Raw genomic sequence first — 19,229 nt, 5'->3', positions numbered from 1 at the left:
ATAAAAGTATAAAAATAAAAAAAGCCATTATACCTAAGCATAATGGCTTTTTGAAAAAAAATTAAATTTTATGATTCGCTGCTCGCGCCTTCAATGCGATCAACTTGTGGGTTGGTCACAGATTCGGGGATAGCGTTGTTATCAACTTCCGGGTTAAGAGCAGCTTCGCCGTTCACAAATTTATCGTAAGCGGTGCGGTTCTCAAACGGGCGTTTGCCTAACAGCTCTTCCAGGTCAGATTGGAACAATACTTCTTTCTCCAATAACTTGGCAGCCAGCAATTCCAGTCCTGCACGTTTTTCGTTCAATAGGTCTTTAGTGCGTTGGTAAACTGAATCAACAAGTGCGCGTACTTCGGCATCAATCAGTTCGGCAGTAGTATCAGAGTAAGGTTTGTTAAACTGATATTCGCCTTGCGGATCGTAGAACGAAAGGTTACCCACTTTACCATTCATACCGTAGATTTTAACCATGGCATAAGCCAATTTGGTAATGCGTTCTAAATCGCTCAAGGCACCGGTAGATATTTTACCGAACACAATGTCTTCCGCAACACGGCCACCCATTGATACTACCATCTCGTCGGTCAACTGCTCGGTAGTATGTAAAAACTGCTCCCTCGGTAAATACTGGGCGTAACCTAAAGCGGCAACACCACGAGGAACGATAGATACTTTAACCAACGGATCGGCATGCTCCAGGAACCAGCCTGCAATAGCGTGGCCGGCTTCGTGGTAAGCCACAATGCGTTTCTCTTCCGGCGAAATGATCTTGTTTTTCTTTTCCAGACCACCAATAACACGGTCAATAGCATCTTGAAAATCCTGCATATCAACCGCAGGTTTGTCGCGGCGGGCTGCAATCAGGGCAGCCTCGTTACAAACGTTGGCAATCTCTGCACCCGCAAAACCTGGGGTTTGTGCAGATAGTTTTTTAGCATCAACCTCTTCGGCCAGTTTTAATGGGCCCAGGTGAACTTTGAAAATTTGCTCACGACCAACCAAATCCGGTTTGTCGATAGAAATTTGTCTGTCGAAACGTCCCGGGCGTAATAGCGCAGAATCCAGTACGTCAGGACGGTTGGTTGCAGCAAGGATAATAATGCCCGAGTCGGTACCGAAACCATCCATCTCAACCAGTAACTGGTTCAGCGTGTTTTCGCGCTCATCATTACCACCTACAATATTGTTTTTACCACGGGCACGGCCGATAGCATCAATCTCATCAATAAAGATGATACAAGGAGCTTTGTCTTTAGCCTGGCGGAACAAGTCGCGCACACGTGATGCACCCACACCCACAAACATCTCCACAAAATCAGAACCTGATAGGGAGAAGAATGGTACTTGCGCTTCACCCGCAACGGCTTTAGCCATTAAGGTTTTACCGGTACCCGGCGAACCTACCAATAAAGCACCTTTAGGGATCTTACCACCCAGATTGGTATATTTTTTAGGGTTTTTCAGGAAATCAACAATTTCCATAACCTCTTCTTTAGCTTCCTGTAAGCCGGCAACGTCGTTGAATGTAACGTTGATCTGGGCTTCTTTATCAAACAGCGTAGCTTTTGATTTGCCGATGCTGAAGATCTGACCGCCCGGGCCGCCGCCTGCACCACCGCTCATGCGGCGCATAATGTATAACCATACCACGGCAAACAATACCATAATAATTACGCCCTGAACTAACCAGTTAGATAGTAGGCTTTCGTGCTGCTCAAACTGGATAGAGGTTTTTTGCGAATCTGGCAGGTCTTTTTCAACAACGCCAACGGTTTGCTTTAAACTTTCGTAAGAAGCATCGGTGAAGGTATATTGAGGGCCGGTTTGTACATTAAATGAACGCTGATCGCGGATGTCGTTATAAGTAGGCTTACGCAAGCTGTCTTTTTTAATGTAAACATCTGCAATTACCAGGTCGCCATTTTTATAGGCAACAATGTGGTCAACGTCACGAGGTTTTAGCATTTCATTTTGGAAACGCTGTGCAGTGATAGGTTTACCACTGTTGCCGTTAATAAGGTACGACACCACAATTAAACCTAATATTAATACGGCGTACAGCCACACTATGTTAAACTTAGGCGGCTTTGGTGTAATTTTTTTATTGGAGATTTTACGAATAGTCTTAGGCTTTTCGGATCGATTATCTTTCATGTTTTATATTTCAGCTCAAACGATGTAATCTATAAATAATTAATAAGGGAGAATGGTAAACGGTAGATAACTGTTTAAGCGCTTTGATAGAATTTTATTTCAGCATCACCCCACAGATCTTCCACGCCATAAAATTCACGTTTATCTGTTCTGAAGATGTGTACTACTACATCAATATAATCCAGTAGTATCCACTCGCTGTGTATAAGCCCTTCCTTACGCCAAGGTTCCTGTTGCGTGGCCTTAAAAATTTCCTCTTCTACGCTATTTGCAATTGCTTTAACCTGGGTACTTGAATCAGCATGGCAGATCACAAAGTAATCCGATACCGAACTGAATATATTACGGAGATCTAATCTAACAATTTCATTTCCCTTCTTTTCCTGCATGCCATGAATAGCAAGTTCAGAAATGTAAGCGGATTCTTTTATCGCTTTGTTTTTTACCATCAAAAAGGATTAGTTTTGAACGATTTGATTTAATAAGTTAATAACGTTTATACTTTGCAAAATAACATATTTTCGGGATTATTTATCGGACAAAATTTAGTCACCCTGAAAGAAGTTGATTCTACAAACACTTTTCTCAAAAATTTAGTGTCAAATTCCAAGCCATTACCCGAAGGAACGGTCATTATGGCAGAAGATCAATACGCAGGCCGGGGCCAACAATTGAACCGCTGGTTTACAGAAGCGGGCAAAAACCTCACTTTCAGTATTTTACTTAAGCCCACTTTTTTACTTTTAAATGATCAATTTGCGCTAACGCAGGCTATCAGTTTAGGAGTCGCTAAAGCCCTGTCAGATGTTACAGGCGGAGGCATAAAAATTAAGTGGCCGAACGATATTTATCACAACAACCGCAAACTGGGCGGAATATTGATAGAAAACATGGTGCAGGGGACGCAGATTAACCAATCGGTTATAGGTATTGGGTTAAACATTAACCAGCAGCAATTTCCGGAGCATTTGCCGCACGCCACTTCGGTGAGGCAAATCTTACAAAAGGATTATGATTTGAAAGCTTTATTATCAGAAATTTGCAGCCAAATAGAAGCCCTGTATTTGCAACTGAAAGCCGGAAAGGCTGATGAAATAAATGCAGCATACTTGTCGTTTTTGTTCGGGTTAAACGAAACCCGCAATTTCCGGTCGAACGGGGAGGTGTTTGAAGGTAAAATTACGGGTGTAACAAGCCGCGGTTTGCTTAAAATAGCCCAGGCCGGAGCTGAGCACGAGTATAATTTAAAAGAAGTAGAATTTTTAATAGACTAAAATATATGAAGAAGTTATTATCAGCCTTATTAGTGGTGTTTTTATACACCAGCGTGCAAGCACAAATTTTAACCCCTGTAAAATGGAGTTACGCTGCCAAAAGGATTAGCGCCACAGAGGCTGTAGTTTTTATTAAAGCCACTATTGATAACGGCTGGCACATTTACTCGCAAAATGTAAAAGATGGCGGCCCGGTTAAAACCGAAATTAAATTTACACCCGCAAAAACTTACAAGCTGATTGGTAAAACTACCGAACCAACCCCGGTAACCAAGTTTGAGAACGCGTTTAAAATGAATGTAAGCTACTTCGAAAGAGAAGTGATTTTTCAACAAAAAGTTAAACTTACCTCGCCTAATGCTACCGTTGTAAAAGGCCAGCTAGAGTATATGAGCTGTAACGACCACCAGTGCTTGCCACCGGAAGACGTTGATTTTACCGTTACCATTGCTAAATAAGATTTCGCCTCAGCACCTTCATCATGAAAAATTCGTTTAAGCGTTTGCTTAATAAAAGTATTATTCCGGCGCTTATTGTTACGCTTGTTTTAAGTTTAGGATTTAGCAGCCGGTTGCGTGCTGCGCAAGCCGATACCAGCGGGGTGGTTTTTACCTCTGCGCCAACTGCGGCAGATAGTGTTTCCGCTCAGCAAAAAGTAGAAAAACCTACGGCTGTTAAAGCAGCCGGTGCCACTGTTGTAAAGAGTGAAGAAAAGCCGCAAACGCTATGGCAGATCTTTATAGGTGGGCTATTAGGTGGTTTCGCTGCCTTAATTATGCCTTGTATTTATCCTTTGTTGCCGTTAACGGTTAGCTTTTTTACCAAAAAGGCTGGCAGTAGGCAAAAGGCAGTTTTCCAATCTTTAATATATGGCTTATCGATCATCGTTATTTATGTATCGTTAGGCTTTATCATTACCCTTTTATTCGGGTCTGATGCGTTGAATTCGCTGGCTACGAACGGCATTTTTAACTTCTTTTTCTTTTTGCTGCTGGTTGCATTTGGAGCCTCGTTTTTGGGAGCTTTTGAACTGCAACTGCCAAGCAAATTGGCTAACAAGCTGGACGAGAACTCGGACAAAGGCGGTATGACCGGTATTTTCTTTATGGCAGCCACCCTGGTTGTGGTTTCATTCTCGTGTACCGGCCCTATTATAGGTAGTTTGCTGGTAAGCGCAGCTACTAAGGGCGAAAGATTAGGCCCTGCTGTAGGCATGCTGGGCTTCTCGGCAGCGCTGGCCATCCCGTTTACCATTTTTGCTCTTTTCCCATCGCTGTTAAAATCACTACCAAAATCGGGCGGTTGGTTAAACAGTGTAAAGGTTGTGCTGGGTTTCTTAGAATTGGCGTTCGCACTGAAGTTCCTTTCGAACGTGGATCTGGCTTATCATTGGAACTGGCTGGGGCGTGAAGTGTTCCTGTCGTTATGGATTGCTATTGGCTTGCTGTTGGGCTTATACCTTATTGGCAAGATCCGCTTTTCGCACGATAGCCCGGTTGAGCATTTATCGGTATTTCGCACGTTTATTGCACTGGTTGTATTTGCGTTTACGTTTTATATGATCCCCGGTTTATGGGGCGCGCCTCTAAAAGTGATTAGCGGATTTTTACCTCCGCCGGCCACGCAAGATTTTTACCTCAGCAATAATGCAGGCAGCGGCGGAGATGCGCCAGCCCAAAACGTTTCTATCAAAGAAAAAAAATACGAGAAGCTTTTTAAAAACGGAAGGCACGCCGGTTTGAATGAATGGTACGATTATAACCAGGCTTTACAGGTATCTAAAGAATTAAAAAAACCAATACTGATAGATTTTACTGGCTGGAACTGCGCTAACTGCCGTAAAATGGAGCAGGAGGTATGGTCTAACGCCGAAGTTCATAAGCGTTTGCAGAACGATTTCGTGTTATTAGAGCTTTATGTTGATGAAAAACAAGAGCTTCCGGCGCAGGAACAATATGTGTCGACTTTTAGCGGAAAGAAGATAAAAACCATAGGGAATAAAAATAGTGATTACGAGGCTTCAAAATTTAATGTAAATTCGCAGCCTTATTACGTTATCATCAATGCACGCGGTGATGTATTGGTGCCACCGCAAGGTGCATACTATAGCGTTGACAACTATATTAAATATTTAGACAGCGGCAAAGCTGCCTTCCAGAATAACAATGGCTCAAATTAAAAACGTAGGTGTTTACACATCAGGAGGCGATTCGCCAGGCATGAATGCTGCCATCAGGGCAGTGGTACGTACAGCATTATACTATAACTTAGAAGTAACCGGTATACGCCGCGGCTACGAGGGCATGATCAATGGCGATCTGTTCCCGATGGACCGCAAATCGGTTGCTAATATTATTCAACGCGGTGGTACTATTTTAAAAACCGCCCGCAGCGAACAATTTAAAACTGTTGAAGGCCGCCAGCAAGCTTATGATAACCTTAAAAAGCATAAGGTTGATGCTTTGGTTGCCATTGGTGGCGATGGTACTTTTACAGGTGCAAAAGCTTTCGGTAAAGAACACGACATTCCGGTTGTGGGTTTACCGGGTACTATTGATAACGATTTGATCGGTACCGACTTTACCATCGGTTATGATACAGCTATTAATACCGTTATTGACGCGGTTGATAAAATTCGCGACACAGCAGAATCGCATGATCGTTTATTTATTGTGGAAGTAATGGGTCGCGACTCAGGCTTAATTGCCCTGCGTACTGGTATTGCAGCCGGTGCAGAGGCTATCCTGATTCCCGAAACCAAAACAGATCTTAACGCACTTTACCATAAATTGGAGCAGGGCCGCAGAGATAAATCGTCAAAAATTGTAATTGTTGCCGAAGGCGAAGATGCAGGTGGTGCTTTTGAAGTAGGCCGTTTAATTAAAGACCGTTTCCCTAATTACGATACCCGGGTATCGGTACTGGGTCACATCCAGCGTGGTGGTCGCCCAAGCTGCCAGGATCGTGTGTTGGCCAGCCGTGTAGGTGTTGCCGCCATAGAAGGTCTATTGGCCGGTCACCGTAACGAAATGGTGGGTATTATTAATGGCGAAGTTGCATTTACGCCATTCGAGAATGCGATCAAACACTTCGTGGAGATCAACCCGAACTTTTTGAAGATAATGGATATCCTGTCCCTGTAAGGTAATTTGGGAATTTGCTGATTTGGCAATTTGTCAATGATTATAAAGTGTAGATTCTGGCAATTCTTTAATTCTAAGAATTCTGGTTCAAGATAAAGCAAAAGGCGATATGCGAAAGCATATCGCCTTTTGCTTTATCATTCCGTTTGTCATTCAGAACGACAGTGAAGAATCTTCTTCCATTAATAAGTCTGCATTATTCCTATCCTGCGTTCATGTCGCGTGTATAAGATTCTCGCCATCGCTCGAAATGGCATGGTAGAATAAAAAGAATAAGTCAAGCCCCTTAAAACTAAATACTTGACAATCATTTCTGAAATTAAAATATATTATTTACCTTTGCAGCCCCGCAGAATATACTCCGGGGACATGTTGAATACATAAACACAAACAATGGCAACTAAAATTAGACTGCAAAGACACGGTAAAAAGGGCAAACCTTTTTATTACATCGTAGTAGCAGACGCCCGCGCTCCACGCGACGGTCGTTTCATTGAGCGTATCGGTTCTTACAACCCAAACACCAATCCAGCTACAATCGACATTAACTTCGACAAAACTTTAGACTGGGTTAACAGTGGTGCACAACCAACTGATACCTGCCGTGCTATCCTTTCATACAAAGGTGTACTTTACCGCAAGCACTTACAAGGTGGTGTAGCTAAAGGCGCTTTAACTGCTGAGCAAGCTGACGAGAAATTCCAGGCTTGGTTAGATCAGAAAGAAGGAAAGATCACTGGCAAAAAAACTGGTTTAACTAACGCAAAAGAAGAAGCCCGCAAAGCTGCTTTAGCTGCAGAAACCAAGAAAAATGCTGACAGAGCTGCTGCAATTGCTGCAAAAAATGCTCCTGTTGCAGAAGAAGCTGAAGCTCCGGCTGAAGAAGAAGCTCCTGAAACTGACGCACCAGCGGCAGAATCGGCAGAAGAAACAGCAGAATAATTTATTCCGCTTAAATAATTTAATAGCGAAGTTCTTAACAGTTCTTCGCTATTGTTTTTTAATACGTTTTGATCATGAAGATAGAAGATACCTTCCGGATAGGCAGCATACTGAAAACCCGCGGGTTAAAGGGCGAGTTTCAGTTTTATGTTGATTTTGACGGCCTGGAAGACATAGATTTTGATGCCGTATTTATTGACGTAGCGGGCAAGTTGGTACCGTTTTTTGTGAAGTCGATCAAATATCCGCTTCCGAACACGGCCTACCTTAACCTGGATGGCATAGATACCATTGAAGCCGCTGCAAAGCTGGTTAAAAAAGATGTGTACCTGCCCAACAAGTTAATGCCGGAAGTTGACGAAGAAGAGTTTACCCTGATGGACCTCGAGGGCTTTTTGGCCATCGACGAAAAACACGGCGAACTGGGCGAGATACTGGAGGTGAATGAATATCCGCAGCAGATTATAGCCTCGGTGCACTATAACAACAAAGAGGTGCTTTTCCCGCTTAATGCGGCCACCATTAAAGGCATCGACATAGAAGGCGGTGAAGTATATCTGGACTTGCCCGAAGGCTTGCTGGAGGTGTATATGGAGTAGGAAGGAATGAGGAATCGAGAGTCAAGAATCGGGACCTCTTTTCGGTTCCGTAGCTTTCCAGTTTGTCATTGCGAGCGATAGCGCGGCAACCTCGTCGCCAATGTAGCTTCGATCTGTATGCTACGAGGTTGCCGCGTCGTTCCTCCTCGCAATGACAAAATTTATAAAAAACTATCTTTGCCCGGTCTCTTGTGTCTAACCTCTTGTATCTAAAAATAAAATGATCCGTTTCGATATCCTTACCGTTTTACCTGGCCTGCTCGAGAGCCCGTTTGCGCATTCGATATTGCATCGTGCGCAGAAGAAAGGGCTTACAGAGATCCATGTGCATAACCTGCGCGATTACTCTACCCACAAGCATAAAAGTGTGGACGATTATCCGTATGGTGGTGGCAGCGGTATGGTGATGATGATTGAGCCTTTTGCCAATTGTATAGAGAAGCTTAAAAGCGAACGGGAATACGACGAGGTGATCTTTATGACACCCGACGGCGTTACGCTTAACCAGGGGTTGGCAAATCAACTTTCGAGCGTTAAGAACATCATGATCTTATGCGGGCATTACAAAGGCATAGATCAGCGCATACGCGATCTTTATGTTACCCGCGAAATGTCGGTAGGAGATTACGTATTATCCGGCGGAGAGCTTCCCGCGGCCATTTTGGTTGACGCGGTAGTTAGGTTGATACCTGGGGTGCTTTCGGATGAAACCTCGGCGCTTTCAGACTCGTTCCAAGGCGAGTTGTTAGATGCCCCGGTATATACCCGCCCCGCAGATTGGAATGGCCACAAGGTGCCCGAAATACTGTTGAGCGGCAATACACCGCTAATAGAGAAGTGGCGATTCGAGCAATCGGTAGAGCGTACCCGTATACGCAGGCCCGATTTGCTTGATGAATAGTTGCTGGTTACTGAGTCGAACAGGTTGATTGAGTTAAGAAGTTATAAAACCCAATCAACTTAATACACTCAATCAACCAATAACTTAACCACAAAATGTTAATTACTTAAATAATGTGGAAAATTTTCAAAACAACTTTTTATTTTGGAAAATTATCCCTATAATTGCAATCCGATTTTTACGGGTTAAAAATCGCTTTAAGAGCTAAGAATCATGGATTTAGTAAAATTTGTTGAAGAGCAGTCAGTAGAAAAAAAGCAGGTTCCTGTGTTTAAAGCAGGTGATACTGTCAGCGTGCACTATAAAATTAGAGAGGGTAACAAAGAGCGTATCCAGGTTTACCAAGGCGTATGTATACAACGTAACAGCGCTGGTACAACTGAAACCTTTACCGTACGTAAAGTATCAAACGGTATCGGTGTAGAACGGATCTTCCCATTAAACTCACCTAACATCGATAAAATTGATGTTAACAGCCACGGTAAAGTGCGTCGTGCTAAACTATACTATCTGCGCGCCCTTACCGGTAAAGCAGCTCGTATTAAATCAAAAAGAGTATAAGTTAACCACATTATATCTTACAAGAGCCTTTCTGTTTTTACAGAAGGGCTTTTTGTTTTGGTTTGTTCCCATCAAATTCTGGCGATCCTCGTCAAGTAGGCATTCGAAGCCCCTGCTTACAAAGCCACTCTGCATAGTTGAACAGCGCGGTCTGGGATTGCATCGTCGTACCTTCTCGCAATGGCGCGTAGGGGGCTGGGAGCGCGTTATTAAGCATCACGAGGAAATGCTCCCACTCTGAGATTCGTCGGGACTCGCAACGGAAGCATGGGCTGAATTTCCTGGAACGCTAACCCACCAATAACGATCTATGACCACTATAAAATGACTTGAAAGTCGGCAAAAGTGGTGCATCGATATTGTTTAAAACTGCGCGCTGTTTAGCAATTGGTTATATATCAGCTGATTAAATTTTCACATAAAACAAAATGACTTTTAAGTAGGAACACAGTGGTGCATGTGGAACTTTGCACCACTGCACCACCGTTCGGTAAAATACCGAAACAAAAAAGCCTTCCGAAATATCGAAAGGCTTTCATTTAAGATCTTAAAACGAGATGCTATTAAGCAGCTTTTTTAACTTCTTCGGTTTTCTTTACCGTTTTGGTCGAAGTCTCTTTAGTTGTTTTTTTGCCGCAAGATTTACCCGGGGTGCACTTCATGCCTTTGTCTTTATCTGCCTGTGCAAATGAGCTTGTGGCGGCTAAAGAAAAAACTAAAGCCATTGCTAAAGTAAGTTTTCTCATCGTTTGGTTTTATTGGTTGTTAAAAGCCCTAATTAAGCGGTTAGTTCGGCAAGCACGGTACGGCCGCCTTTTACTACTTCGCCAAGGTTTACATTAACCTTAGTACCTAAAGGTAAAAAAATATCTACTCTCGAACCAAATTTTATGAAGCCAAATTGTTGACCCTGATCAACTTTATCGCCCTCTTTTACATACCATACAATTCGGCGTGCCATCGCACCCGCAATTTGGCGGAATAATACCGATGTACCTTTGCTGTTTTCGATCACAATGGTGGTACGCTCATTCTCGGTTGACGATTTTGGGTGCCATGCCACCAGATATTTACCCGGGTGATATTTAAAATATTTTACCACGCCACCAATTGGGTTACGGTTTACGTGTACGTTAACCGGCGACATAAATACCGAAATCTGGATGCGTTTGTCTTTAAATACTTCGCCTTCTTCGGTTTCTTCAATTACAACCACTTTGCCATCTGCCGGGCACAACACCGTTTTTTCGTCGGCATTGATCTCAAAGCTTGGGCTGCGGAAAAACTGAACAATGATAATGAACAGCAGTGCCGATAAAATGTAAATAAACCATTTAAGGGCAAAGGCTTGCGGATAGTAAAATTGTATTACTGCGTTTAATACAAAGATAAACAGTACGCATAGCGCAAGGGAGGTATATCCTTCTTTATGAAAAGTCATCTAAAACTAATTTTCTGCGAAATTACTAATTTGTTATGAAGTACAGGTAAGTATATACAATTGGCGCCGAAAGCAACAAGCCGTCGAAGCGATCGAGCAGGCCGCCATGGCCCGGAAGTATGCCGCCGCTGTCTTTAATATTGAGGCTGCGTTTAAACATAGACTCTACCAGATCGCCCGTTGTGCCTACACAGCCAATGATGATGGCTATCGAAACCCATTGCCGCCATTGCAATTCTTGAAAATAAATGCTGATGATAAAACCAACCAGGGCAGCTATGGCTACGCCGCCAAAAAAACCTTCCCATGTTTTCTTGGGCGAATGGCGTTCAAAAAGCTTGGTGCGGCCCAACCAGCGGCCGGTTAAATAGGCCCCTGTATCATTAGCCCAGAGCATCAACAAAAATGCCATTGGGTAATGCCCGTTAAATGAGGTACCGATAAAGCCCAATGCATGGAAAAAGCAAAAAGGCACCACGGCGAATATCAAACCCAGGTAAGTGAAGCCAATATTGGTAAAAGGTGTTTCTGATTTTTTATAAAGCTCGGTAGCAAATACCAAACACGATGTTATGGTAATGAGCAGTAACAATTTGTGGCTAACTGGCGGCTGCAAATAAAAAGTTAAGGCTACAGCTATAAAAATATACACCCCGTTGAGCAAACCTACTGGCAAATTGGGGCTAAGGTTGCTTTGGCGAAGAAGTTTATAAAATTCGTGCAGGCATAAAATGCTTAGCAACAAATAAAAGCTGGTAAATACATAAGGCCCCAATAAAACGGAGGCCAGCATAACAATGATGAAGAAAAAGCCTGTAATGGCGCGTGTTTTCATATATTAATTTGATTCAGGATCATAATTTCTACCGCTTGCGCGAAGTCGCCATTATGGATGTAGACCTCGATATTGCCAAAGTTACGGTGCGATGAATCCTGCTTATTGAGGAGTACGGCGTCGATATGGTTTTCTATCAGCATTTGCTTAACCATTTCCGACTGAAAAAAATTAGTGGAGGTAAAAATTTTAATCCAGTTCTGTTCCATCAGATGTAATGTTGCTGCGTGCAGCAAGTGCAATGTTGCGGTAATTAATTAACAAAAGTACGGTAATAATTATGCTAAACACATAACCCACCAAACTAAATACATGGGTATCGTCTGGGCTTACTTTAATTGTTTTATGCTGGTACAAATAGGTAATAACAACCGCAGTGCCGTTGTTAACAAAATGCGCCCATACCGATGTCCAGATGCTGCCACTCCAATATACAAAATAGCCGAAAAATATTCCAAGCATCAAACGCGGTAAAAAACCGAAAAACTCCATGTGAAAAGCACTAAATAAAGCTGCCGTTATCCATATTGCGGCATGTGGATTTTGTGTCCATCGAATAAAAATGGTTTGCAGTACACCGCGGAACATGAGCTCTTCTACCAGCGCCGTGAGCCCCCCAACAAACAAAACGGCCTTAATCAGGTCCCAAACATTGTCCATTTTAAGTAAAATGTTTGTCGCTTTTTCTGCCTGATGCTCGGCTGCGCGCATCCAGTCTTCAACTCCTTTTAAAAAAGGTGGTAATACCAGGCGCTCGTTGATGTTGCTTAATTGCTCCATTATCGGCATCGACATAAACATTATAAAAAACACAAGCACCAATAATTGCGGCGAAAATTTGGTGGTTAATTTGAGATATGGTTGCGGTTCTTTTACCACTACATAGGCGTAAAAAACGGGTATAACCAATATAGGCAGGGTTGTGCTTACAAATTGCATTACCCATAAGCCGCTTATTTCGGCTGGTGTGTTAATGTTAAGCTGGCCAATGTTCAGTACTGTATCTGTGCCGTAAATTAAAGCTACAACTCCCATCCCAATCAGTGCGCCAACTAATAATGTGACTAAGGTAACTGCAATAAATAGTAGAAATTGAAAACTTGGTCGCATTTGGCTGTAGCCCGAATCTGTCATATTGGTTAATAAATTTGTATTTTTGTAGCGCTTAAAGATAAGCCATGTCTGTACAAATAGGAAATATAGATTTAGGGGAGTTCCCGCTGCTGCTGGCACCGATGGAGGATGTGAGTGATCCGCCGTTCCGTTATGTGTGTAAGCAAAACGGTGCGGATATGATGTATACCGAGTTTATCTCTTCGGAGGGCTTGATCCGTGATGCGGCAAAAAGCCGTCAGAAACTGGATATTTTTGAGTACGAGCGTCCGATTGGTATCCAGATTTTCGGCAGTGATATTAACAGTATGCGCGAAGCAACGGAGATTGCCACATTGGCAGGCCCCGACCTGATGGATATTAACTATGGTTGCCCTGTTAAACAAGTTGCCTGCCGTGGCGCGGGTGCTAGTTTACTGCAAGACATTGATAAAATGGTGGCCATGACCAAAGCCGTTGTGAACGCTACTCATTTACCTGTTACCGTAAAAACCCGCTTAGGCTGGGACGATAATACTAAAAACGTTTACGAAGTAGCCGAAAGGCTGCAGGATATCGGCATTAAGGCTTTAACTATACATGGCCGCACCCGCGCGCAAATGTACAAAGGCGAAGCCGATTGGTCGTTAATACGCGATATAAAGAAGAATCCACGAATTCAGATACCGATATTTGGTAATGGGGACATAGATTCGCCCGAAAAAGCAGCCGCCTGGCGTATGGAATACGAAGTTGACGGTATGATGATCGGTCGTGCAGCAATTGGTTACCCTTGGATTTTCCGCGAGATTAAACATTATTTTAAAACCGGCGAACATCTGGAAGGCCCTACAATTGCCGAGCGTATAAAGGTGTGCCGTACCCACTTAGAGAAATCTGTTGCCTGGAAAGGCCCTAAAACAGGGATTTTTGAAATGCGCCGCCACTATGCGAGCTATTTCAAAGGCATTGAAAATTTCAAGGAATTTCGCATGAGATTGGTTAAAGCTCCCGACATGGCGGAGGTTGAAGAAATTTTAGGGCAAATTCATGACACATATGCTACAGAGATGGCTTGATTATTGATTGAGGATCAATACATTTGAGCGCTAACACTTTACGGACATGGTTACCACAATTACAGATGGTGTAAAAGTTTCTGTAGAAACACAATATCAACCAGAATATTCGAACCCGGCAAGCGACCATTATATGTTTGCCTACAAAATAAACATCGAGAACTTAGGTGATACGACTGTACAGTTGCTGCGCCGCCATTGGGAAATCTTTGACTCGAACGGCGAACACCGTGAAGTAGAAGGGGAGGGCGTAGTAGGGGAACAACCTGTTATAGAACCAGGCAGTTCGCATGAATACATTTCGGGCTGTAACCTTAAAAGTGATATGGGTAGCATGAAAGGCGAATATCAAATGGTGCGTTTGCTCGACAATTCGTTGTTCGATGTGCAGATACCACAATTTTATATGGTTGCACCATACCGAATGAACTAACAGAAGAAATTCGATCGATATTAAAAAGCCCCCGATTTTTATCGGGGGCTTTTTGCTTAAGAGCCAACACTTATTTCTTCAACGTAGTGTCGAACAGGTTAAGAATGCGTTTATATTCATCCGTCCAGCTGCTGGGTTGTACAAAACCGTGATCTTCTACCGGGTAAGGGGCAAGCGACCAGTTTTCTTTGTGTAATTCTATTAAACGCTGGGTTAAACGAACAATATCCTGAAAATTTACATTTTGATCTACCATGCCGTGCGCCATCAGCAGGTTGCCTTTTAAGCCGTTGGCGAAATAGATCGGCGAACTTGCTTTGTAGGCTTTCTCGTCATTATAAGGCTCGTTCAAAATATTGTCGGTATAGCCGTGGTTATAGTGCGCCCAGTCGGTAACCGAACGCAGGGCACCGCCGGCCGCAAATACATCCGGTTCGGTAAACATGGCCATCAGGGTAATAAAACCACCGTATGACCCACCGTATAAGCCCACGTGTTTAGGATTTACGCCATATTTTTCAACCAATAGTTTCACGCCATCAACCTGATCGGTCAAGTCTTTGCCTCCCATGTGGCGATAGATGCCGGTGCGCCAGTCGCGGCCATAGCCCGAGCTGCCGGTGTAATCAATATCTAATACGGTATAACCTTGCTCGGCCAACAAGTTGTTAAACATATACTCCCGGAAATAGGAACTCCAGTAGTAATGCACATTTTGTAAATAACCCGCACCGTGCACAAATACTACTGCGGGCTTAGCCGGATCGGCATTTGTTGGCACGTACAAACGCGCATAAACGTCGCTGCCATAACGGTTCTTAAAACTGATAACCTGTGGATCGCGCCAAGGATAAACCTTAAATTCTGCACTTGTTGAATTGGTTACCTGCACGGGTTTTGCCCCGGCTTTATTGGGTTGGAGATATAATTCCCAAGGTTTGTTAGAATAAGAGTAACGTATGGCCAGCCATTTTTCGTCGGGCGAAAGTTCTACCTCATTACCACCTTTCATGGTTGTTAATTTTACCGGGGTGCCTCCTGTAACCGGGATGCGGTAATAATTAGTAATGCCAGGATGTTCGATATTGGCTATAAAATAAAAGGTCTTTTTGTCGTTCGATAAATCGAGCGATTGTACCTCCCATTTGCCGCTGGTTAACTGTTTTTTTGCGCCGGTAGCAACATCAACTATGTAGATGTGCGAATAGCCGCTGGCCTCGCTCTGGTAGTAAAAGTGAGTGTTATCTACCCAACCCACATTACCGCCAGAGTAACCACCGCCGCCAATCCCTGGGCCACCAATCCAGGCTTCGTCGCGCTGGCGGTCTAATATGCTGAGCTTGCCGGTTTCCGGATCCAGTTTCATAATCCAGCGATCTTTGTTATCCTGGGCCGTTACAACCACGATAGCGTTTTTGGCATCCTCGCTCCAGTACGGGCCGTGCACGTTTACCTTGCGGTCCTCGTTGCGTTTGGTGCGTTCTTCCAGTTGTTTTGGATAATCCTTTACATAATCGGGCAGATCCTTTATGCCAGGGATGTCGGTGGTGCCGATCGCGTAAGCCGAATCGCGCTGCGTATCGAATACGAACGTTTGTGAGGTTGGCTGTGGGGCACCTACTTTAGTGCGGTTAGCAATATCTTCTGTATAACCCGATGCCGTTACATAGTTTGGTACAATAGTGGTCTTGGTGCCTTCGGGTTGCTTTATAAGTCGGTAAGTAATATAGCGGCTGTTCGGACTTAATTGTACCGAAGATACCACCTGATCGCCAACGGCAATGTCCTTTAGTTTTTTTGGTTGAGAGGCTTTTCGGTCTGCTGCATCTTCTTTATCTAGTTTATCCTTTTCTTTAATTACGTCAAAAAGTTCAACCTGCTCGACTTTTAGCCAACGGTCTTGCTGGGTTGCGCCAGTTTGCGCCGTTGCTGCGCCACCCTGGGTTGGCCCTCCTCCGCGCCGCCCTCCGGCGACTGTTGCTGTAGCTGCGCCTGCTGCATGTGTAAAATTGGTAAGTTGGGCAAGTTCGCCAGTTCCCAGTTTAACCGAGTATAGGTTATCTCCTTTTATAAATAGTATCCGGCTTTCGTCTCCGCTAAAAACGGGATTAGCTTCGCGGTCGGTGGTATTGGTAAGCTGAAGTGTTTTACCTGTTTTAACATCCGAAAAAAAGATATCGCCATTACGTTCAAAAGCTTTTGCGGTATGTTTTTTATTCCAGGTGCCGTTACCGGGCAACGAAGTTTTACGCTCTTCAAGGCTTACTTTCTGTGGCTTAAGGTCGCCTGTCGTGATGCTGTACAACTGGTCGCGATCTGTGTTTTCGGGGTTCCAGGTAAAGTATATTTTTTTACCATCATCGCTCCAGCGGACGTTAGATGGCGAGGTGCCCATCCACTTAGGGTCGCGCATTATTTTTTCTACTGTTAGCTTCTCTGTGGTTTGCGCATAAGTGCTACCACAAGCCGCTAAAAGCAATAAAGTAAAGAGTTTTTTCATATAGCCCGTATTAATTAGAGATGCAAGTTAAAGAGTTAGCCAATATCATTACTTTTAACCATTTAATTGTTACAAATGCTTATCGAAGGCTCCAAATTCACCATCCGCACCTGGAAAAAAACCGACATGGCAGCTTTACAAAAGCATGCCGATAACAGAAACGTTTCGGGGTTTTTGTTAGATCGTTTTCCGCACCCTTATACCCTGGCGGATGCCGGCGCTTTTATCAATAGTAAGCTTAGCCAAAACCCAGTGGTAAATTTTGCCATCGAAATTAATGGTGAAGTGGCCGGAGGGATTGGCCTAGAATTTCGGCAGGATGTTTATCGCAAAACCCCGCTGATTGGCTATTGGCTTAGCGAGCAGCATTGGGGGCAGGGCATTATGCCCGAAGCCGTGCAGCTAATCACCAACTATGCTTTTGAGCAATTAGATGTAATCTGCATCCTGGCATTTGTGCTGAGCCGAAACCCCAAATCTATGCGCGTGTTGGAGAAAGCCGGTTTTGAACAGCAAGGGATCATTAAGCAATCTGTTATTAAAGATGGCGTGGTGATGGATGAGCATGTTTATGGGATTAACAAAGAATCAAGAGTCTAGAATCAGGAATCAAGGTGATAGGTGGGCTTGTAATTGGTAGAAAGCAATTTCCAATTTATGAAAGTTTGTGCTAGCTAAACCGTGCTTGCTAATATTAAAGGCAGTCTGCTCATAGCCGCAGGGGCTTAGTTCCTTTTGGCTTGACCCAAAAGGGGCCAAAAAAACAAGACAGAAAAAAGCTCCACCGCACAGTCTAATGCTCGGCCCCGCTTTTCTGTCTGGGCCACCGCTCGTTAAAATCGAAGGCAGATTCATATCTTTTACATAACAATATGGTATAGCTTTTAGCCGAAGCTGTTTGCCAGCTAAACGAGAGAAGGTAAAAAGCAAATAGGAAGCTTGCGTTAGGGATAGGAGCGGATACAGGCCATGTGGCTAATGCCTGTGCAGTATGAGCGGATAGCCCGGCCAAAGGCAACGCCCAGATATTTTATATACAGAATAACCTTATTTACTGGGGATGGCCTTATTTATACATTTCACTTCTTAAACCTTTTGCAAAACATCCAGGTACTATGCTTTAATAACTACTTTCAATGGCCTTAAAAGCCTATTACCCCCGAAATGACCTACAAATGAAACAAAGCCATTACAATATCCGGCGGGGTGGTTGTTTTTCACTTGGCATTGCATATATTTGCGCTGCTTAAAATATCATATTTTTAGATCATAATGAGAGAACTACAGTTCAGAGAAGCGCTTCGTGAAGCAATGAACGAAGAAATGCGCAAGGATGATAAAATATACCTGATGGGTGAAGAAGTTGCCGAATATAACGGTGCTTACAAAGTTAGTCAGGGTATGCTTGATGAGTTTGGTGCTAAACGAGTAATCGATACGCCAATTTCTGAATTAGGCTTTGCCGGTATCGGTATTGGTTCGGCTATGAACGGCCTGCGCCCGATCATCGAATTCATGACGTTTAACTTTTCACTGGTGGCTATCGACCAGATCATCAATGCTGCGGCAAAGATCCACTCGATGAGCGGTGGCCAGTTCTCGGTTCCAATTGTGTTCCGTGGCCCAACTGGTAATGCAGGTATGCTAAGCTCGCAACACAGCCAGTGTTTCGAAAACTGGTATGCTAACTGCCCTGGTTTAAAAGTGGTTGTGCCATCAAACCCGGCAGATGCTAAAGGTTTATTAAAATCAGCTATCCTTGATCCGGATCCGGTTATCTTTATGGAGTCGGAATTAATGTATGGCGATAAAGGTATGGTGCCAGATGGCGAATACTATATTGAAATTGGTAAAGCCGATGTAACCAAACAAGGTACTGATGTAACTTTAGTAGGTTTTGGTAAAATTATGAAAGTGGTTAACGCTGCTGCTGCCGAACTTGAAAAAGAAGGCATCAGCGCAGAGGTTATCGACTTACGTACCGTGCGCCCTATCGACTACGCTACCGTTATCAATTCTGTTAAGAAAACTAACCGTTTGGTATTGGTAGAAGAAAGCTGGCCTTTAGGTTCTATCGCAACAGAGGTAGCATTTAAAGTACAAAAAGATGCATTTGATTATTTAGATGCACCTATCCTGCGTATTATGGGTGGCGACGTGCCATTGCCTTACGCACCAACTTTAATACAAGAATACCTGCCAAATGCAGAACGCGTAATTAAAGCGGTTAAAGAAGTAATGTACGTTACTAAGTAATTAGGAACTTGCTGATA

General features: G+C 43.6%; 20 protein-coding genes. 12 read left to right on the top strand and 8 right to left on the bottom strand.

Annotated elements, in window-relative coordinates; all coding sequences use genetic code 11:
- Positions 1 to 68 precede the first annotated feature (68 nt).
- Together ftsH and rsfS are read right to left on the bottom strand one after the other, a co-directional pair.
- Entirely contained in the window at positions 69 to 2,156 is a 2,088-nt protein-coding gene (gene ftsH, locus GSY63_RS08200; protein WP_166585313.1) for an ATP-dependent zinc metalloprotease FtsH, read from the bottom strand.
- 74 nt (positions 2,157 to 2,230) lie between these two features.
- On the bottom strand, positions 2,231 to 2,605 hold the full coding sequence (rsfS, locus tag GSY63_RS08195; RefSeq protein ID WP_166585312.1) for a ribosome silencing factor: 375 nt from the start codon (positions 2,603 to 2,605) through the stop codon (positions 2,231 to 2,233).
- Between the two features lie 54 nt (positions 2,606 to 2,659).
- Between rsfS and GSY63_RS08190 the strand changes: the two genes are divergently transcribed.
- The 8 genes from GSY63_RS08190 to rplS all read left to right on the top strand — a co-directional run bounded on the left by GSY63_RS08190 (position 2,660) and on the right by rplS (position 9,576).
- Positions 2,660 to 3,430, top strand: coding sequence for a biotin--[acetyl-CoA-carboxylase] ligase (locus GSY63_RS08190; protein ID WP_166585311.1), 771 nt, complete (start codon positions 2,660 to 2,662; stop codon positions 3,428 to 3,430).
- A 5-nt stretch (positions 3,431 to 3,435) separates the two neighbouring features.
- Positions 3,436 to 3,888 carry a protein-disulfide reductase DsbD domain-containing protein gene (locus GSY63_RS08185; protein ID WP_166585310.1) on the top strand — a complete coding sequence of 151 codons (453 nt, stop codon included), beginning with the start codon at positions 3,436 to 3,438 and terminating at the stop codon, positions 3,886 to 3,888.
- Between the two features lie 23 nt (positions 3,889 to 3,911).
- Positions 3,912 to 5,609 (top strand): protein-disulfide reductase DsbD family protein, encoded by a 1,698-nt coding sequence (locus tag GSY63_RS08180; protein WP_166585309.1) that lies wholly within the window; start codon positions 3,912 to 3,914, stop codon positions 5,607 to 5,609.
- Positions 5,596 to 6,573: a 6-phosphofructokinase gene (pfkA, locus tag GSY63_RS08175; protein WP_166585308.1), complete on the top strand. Its 978-nt coding sequence runs from the start codon at positions 5,596 to 5,598 to the stop codon at positions 6,571 to 6,573. The genes GSY63_RS08180 and pfkA overlap by 14 nt, the downstream gene beginning before the upstream one ends.
- A gap of 393 nt (positions 6,574 to 6,966) precedes the next feature.
- A complete protein-coding gene (locus GSY63_RS08170) occupies positions 6,967 to 7,515 on the top strand; it encodes a 30S ribosomal protein S16 (protein ID WP_166585307.1) in 549 nt (182 codons plus the stop codon).
- A 74-nt stretch (positions 7,516 to 7,589) separates the two neighbouring features.
- Entirely contained in the window at positions 7,590 to 8,114 is a 525-nt protein-coding gene (gene rimM / locus GSY63_RS08165) for a ribosome maturation factor RimM (RefSeq protein ID WP_166585306.1), read from the top strand.
- A 223-nt stretch (positions 8,115 to 8,337) separates the two neighbouring features.
- Complete coding sequence (gene trmD, locus GSY63_RS08160) at positions 8,338 to 9,015, top strand: tRNA (guanosine(37)-N1)-methyltransferase TrmD (RefSeq protein ID WP_166585637.1); 678 nt, start codon at positions 8,338 to 8,340, stop codon at positions 9,013 to 9,015.
- Between the two features lie 213 nt (positions 9,016 to 9,228).
- Positions 9,229 to 9,576, top strand: a complete 348-nt coding sequence (gene rplS, locus GSY63_RS08155; protein ID WP_166585305.1) for a 50S ribosomal protein L19 — start codon at positions 9,229 to 9,231, stop codon at positions 9,574 to 9,576.
- Between the two features lie 563 nt (positions 9,577 to 10,139).
- Here the strand turns inward: rplS and GSY63_RS08150 are convergent.
- From GSY63_RS08150 to GSY63_RS08130, 5 genes are read right to left on the bottom strand one after another with little or no spacing between them, the layout of a single operon-like run.
- The gene (locus GSY63_RS08150; protein WP_166585304.1) at positions 10,140 to 10,322 is read right to left on the bottom strand and encodes a hypothetical protein; all 183 of its coding nucleotides are present in this window, start codon (positions 10,320 to 10,322) and stop codon (positions 10,140 to 10,142) included.
- A 32-nt stretch (positions 10,323 to 10,354) separates the two neighbouring features.
- Positions 10,355 to 11,017 (bottom strand): phosphatidylserine decarboxylase family protein, encoded by a 663-nt coding sequence (locus GSY63_RS08145; protein ID WP_166585303.1) that lies wholly within the window; start codon positions 11,015 to 11,017, stop codon positions 10,355 to 10,357.
- Between the two features lie 25 nt (positions 11,018 to 11,042).
- A complete protein-coding gene (locus GSY63_RS08140) occupies positions 11,043 to 11,852 on the bottom strand; it encodes a phosphatidate cytidylyltransferase (RefSeq protein ID WP_166585302.1) in 810 nt (269 codons plus the stop codon).
- Entirely contained in the window at positions 11,849 to 12,061 is a 213-nt protein-coding gene (locus GSY63_RS08135) for a putative signal transducing protein (protein WP_166585301.1), read from the bottom strand. The genes GSY63_RS08140 and GSY63_RS08135 overlap by 4 nt, the downstream gene beginning before the upstream one ends.
- Complete coding sequence (locus tag GSY63_RS08130) at positions 12,042 to 12,986, bottom strand: CPBP family intramembrane glutamic endopeptidase (protein ID WP_166585300.1); 945 nt, start codon at positions 12,984 to 12,986, stop codon at positions 12,042 to 12,044. Before GSY63_RS08130 ends, GSY63_RS08135 begins: the two co-directional genes overlap by 20 nt.
- A gap of 44 nt (positions 12,987 to 13,030) precedes the next feature.
- On the opposite strand from GSY63_RS08130, the gene dusB reads away from it, so the two are divergent.
- Together dusB and apaG are read left to right on the top strand one after the other, a co-directional pair.
- On the top strand, positions 13,031 to 14,023 hold the full coding sequence (gene dusB, locus GSY63_RS08125; protein ID WP_166585299.1) for a tRNA dihydrouridine synthase DusB: 993 nt from the start codon (positions 13,031 to 13,033) through the stop codon (positions 14,021 to 14,023).
- Between the two features lie 46 nt (positions 14,024 to 14,069).
- The gene (gene apaG, locus GSY63_RS08120) at positions 14,070 to 14,456 is read left to right on the top strand and encodes a Co2+/Mg2+ efflux protein ApaG (RefSeq protein ID WP_166585298.1); all 387 of its coding nucleotides are present in this window, start codon (positions 14,070 to 14,072) and stop codon (positions 14,454 to 14,456) included.
- 70 nt (positions 14,457 to 14,526) lie between these two features.
- Here the strand turns inward: apaG and GSY63_RS08115 are convergent, their stop codons facing one another.
- Complete coding sequence (locus tag GSY63_RS08115) at positions 14,527 to 16,956, bottom strand: prolyl oligopeptidase family serine peptidase (RefSeq protein WP_166585297.1); 2,430 nt, start codon at positions 16,954 to 16,956, stop codon at positions 14,527 to 14,529.
- A gap of 75 nt (positions 16,957 to 17,031) precedes the next feature.
- Between GSY63_RS08115 and GSY63_RS08110 the strand changes: the two genes are divergently transcribed.
- A complete protein-coding gene (locus tag GSY63_RS08110) occupies positions 17,032 to 17,556 on the top strand; it encodes a GNAT family N-acetyltransferase (protein WP_166585296.1) in 525 nt (174 codons plus the stop codon).
- 672 nt (positions 17,557 to 18,228) lie between these two features.
- A complete protein-coding gene (locus GSY63_RS08105; protein ID WP_166585295.1) occupies positions 18,229 to 19,212 on the top strand; it encodes a pyruvate dehydrogenase complex E1 component subunit beta in 984 nt (327 codons plus the stop codon).
- The last annotated feature ends 17 nt before the right edge of the window (positions 19,213 to 19,229 follow it).

It is taken from the genome of Mucilaginibacter agri, from assembly GCF_009928685.1.
In the GTDB taxonomy this organism is placed as follows: domain Bacteria; phylum Bacteroidota; class Bacteroidia; order Sphingobacteriales; family Sphingobacteriaceae; genus Mucilaginibacter; species Mucilaginibacter agri.
This window is presented reverse-complemented; position numbering and strand designations above follow the sequence as displayed.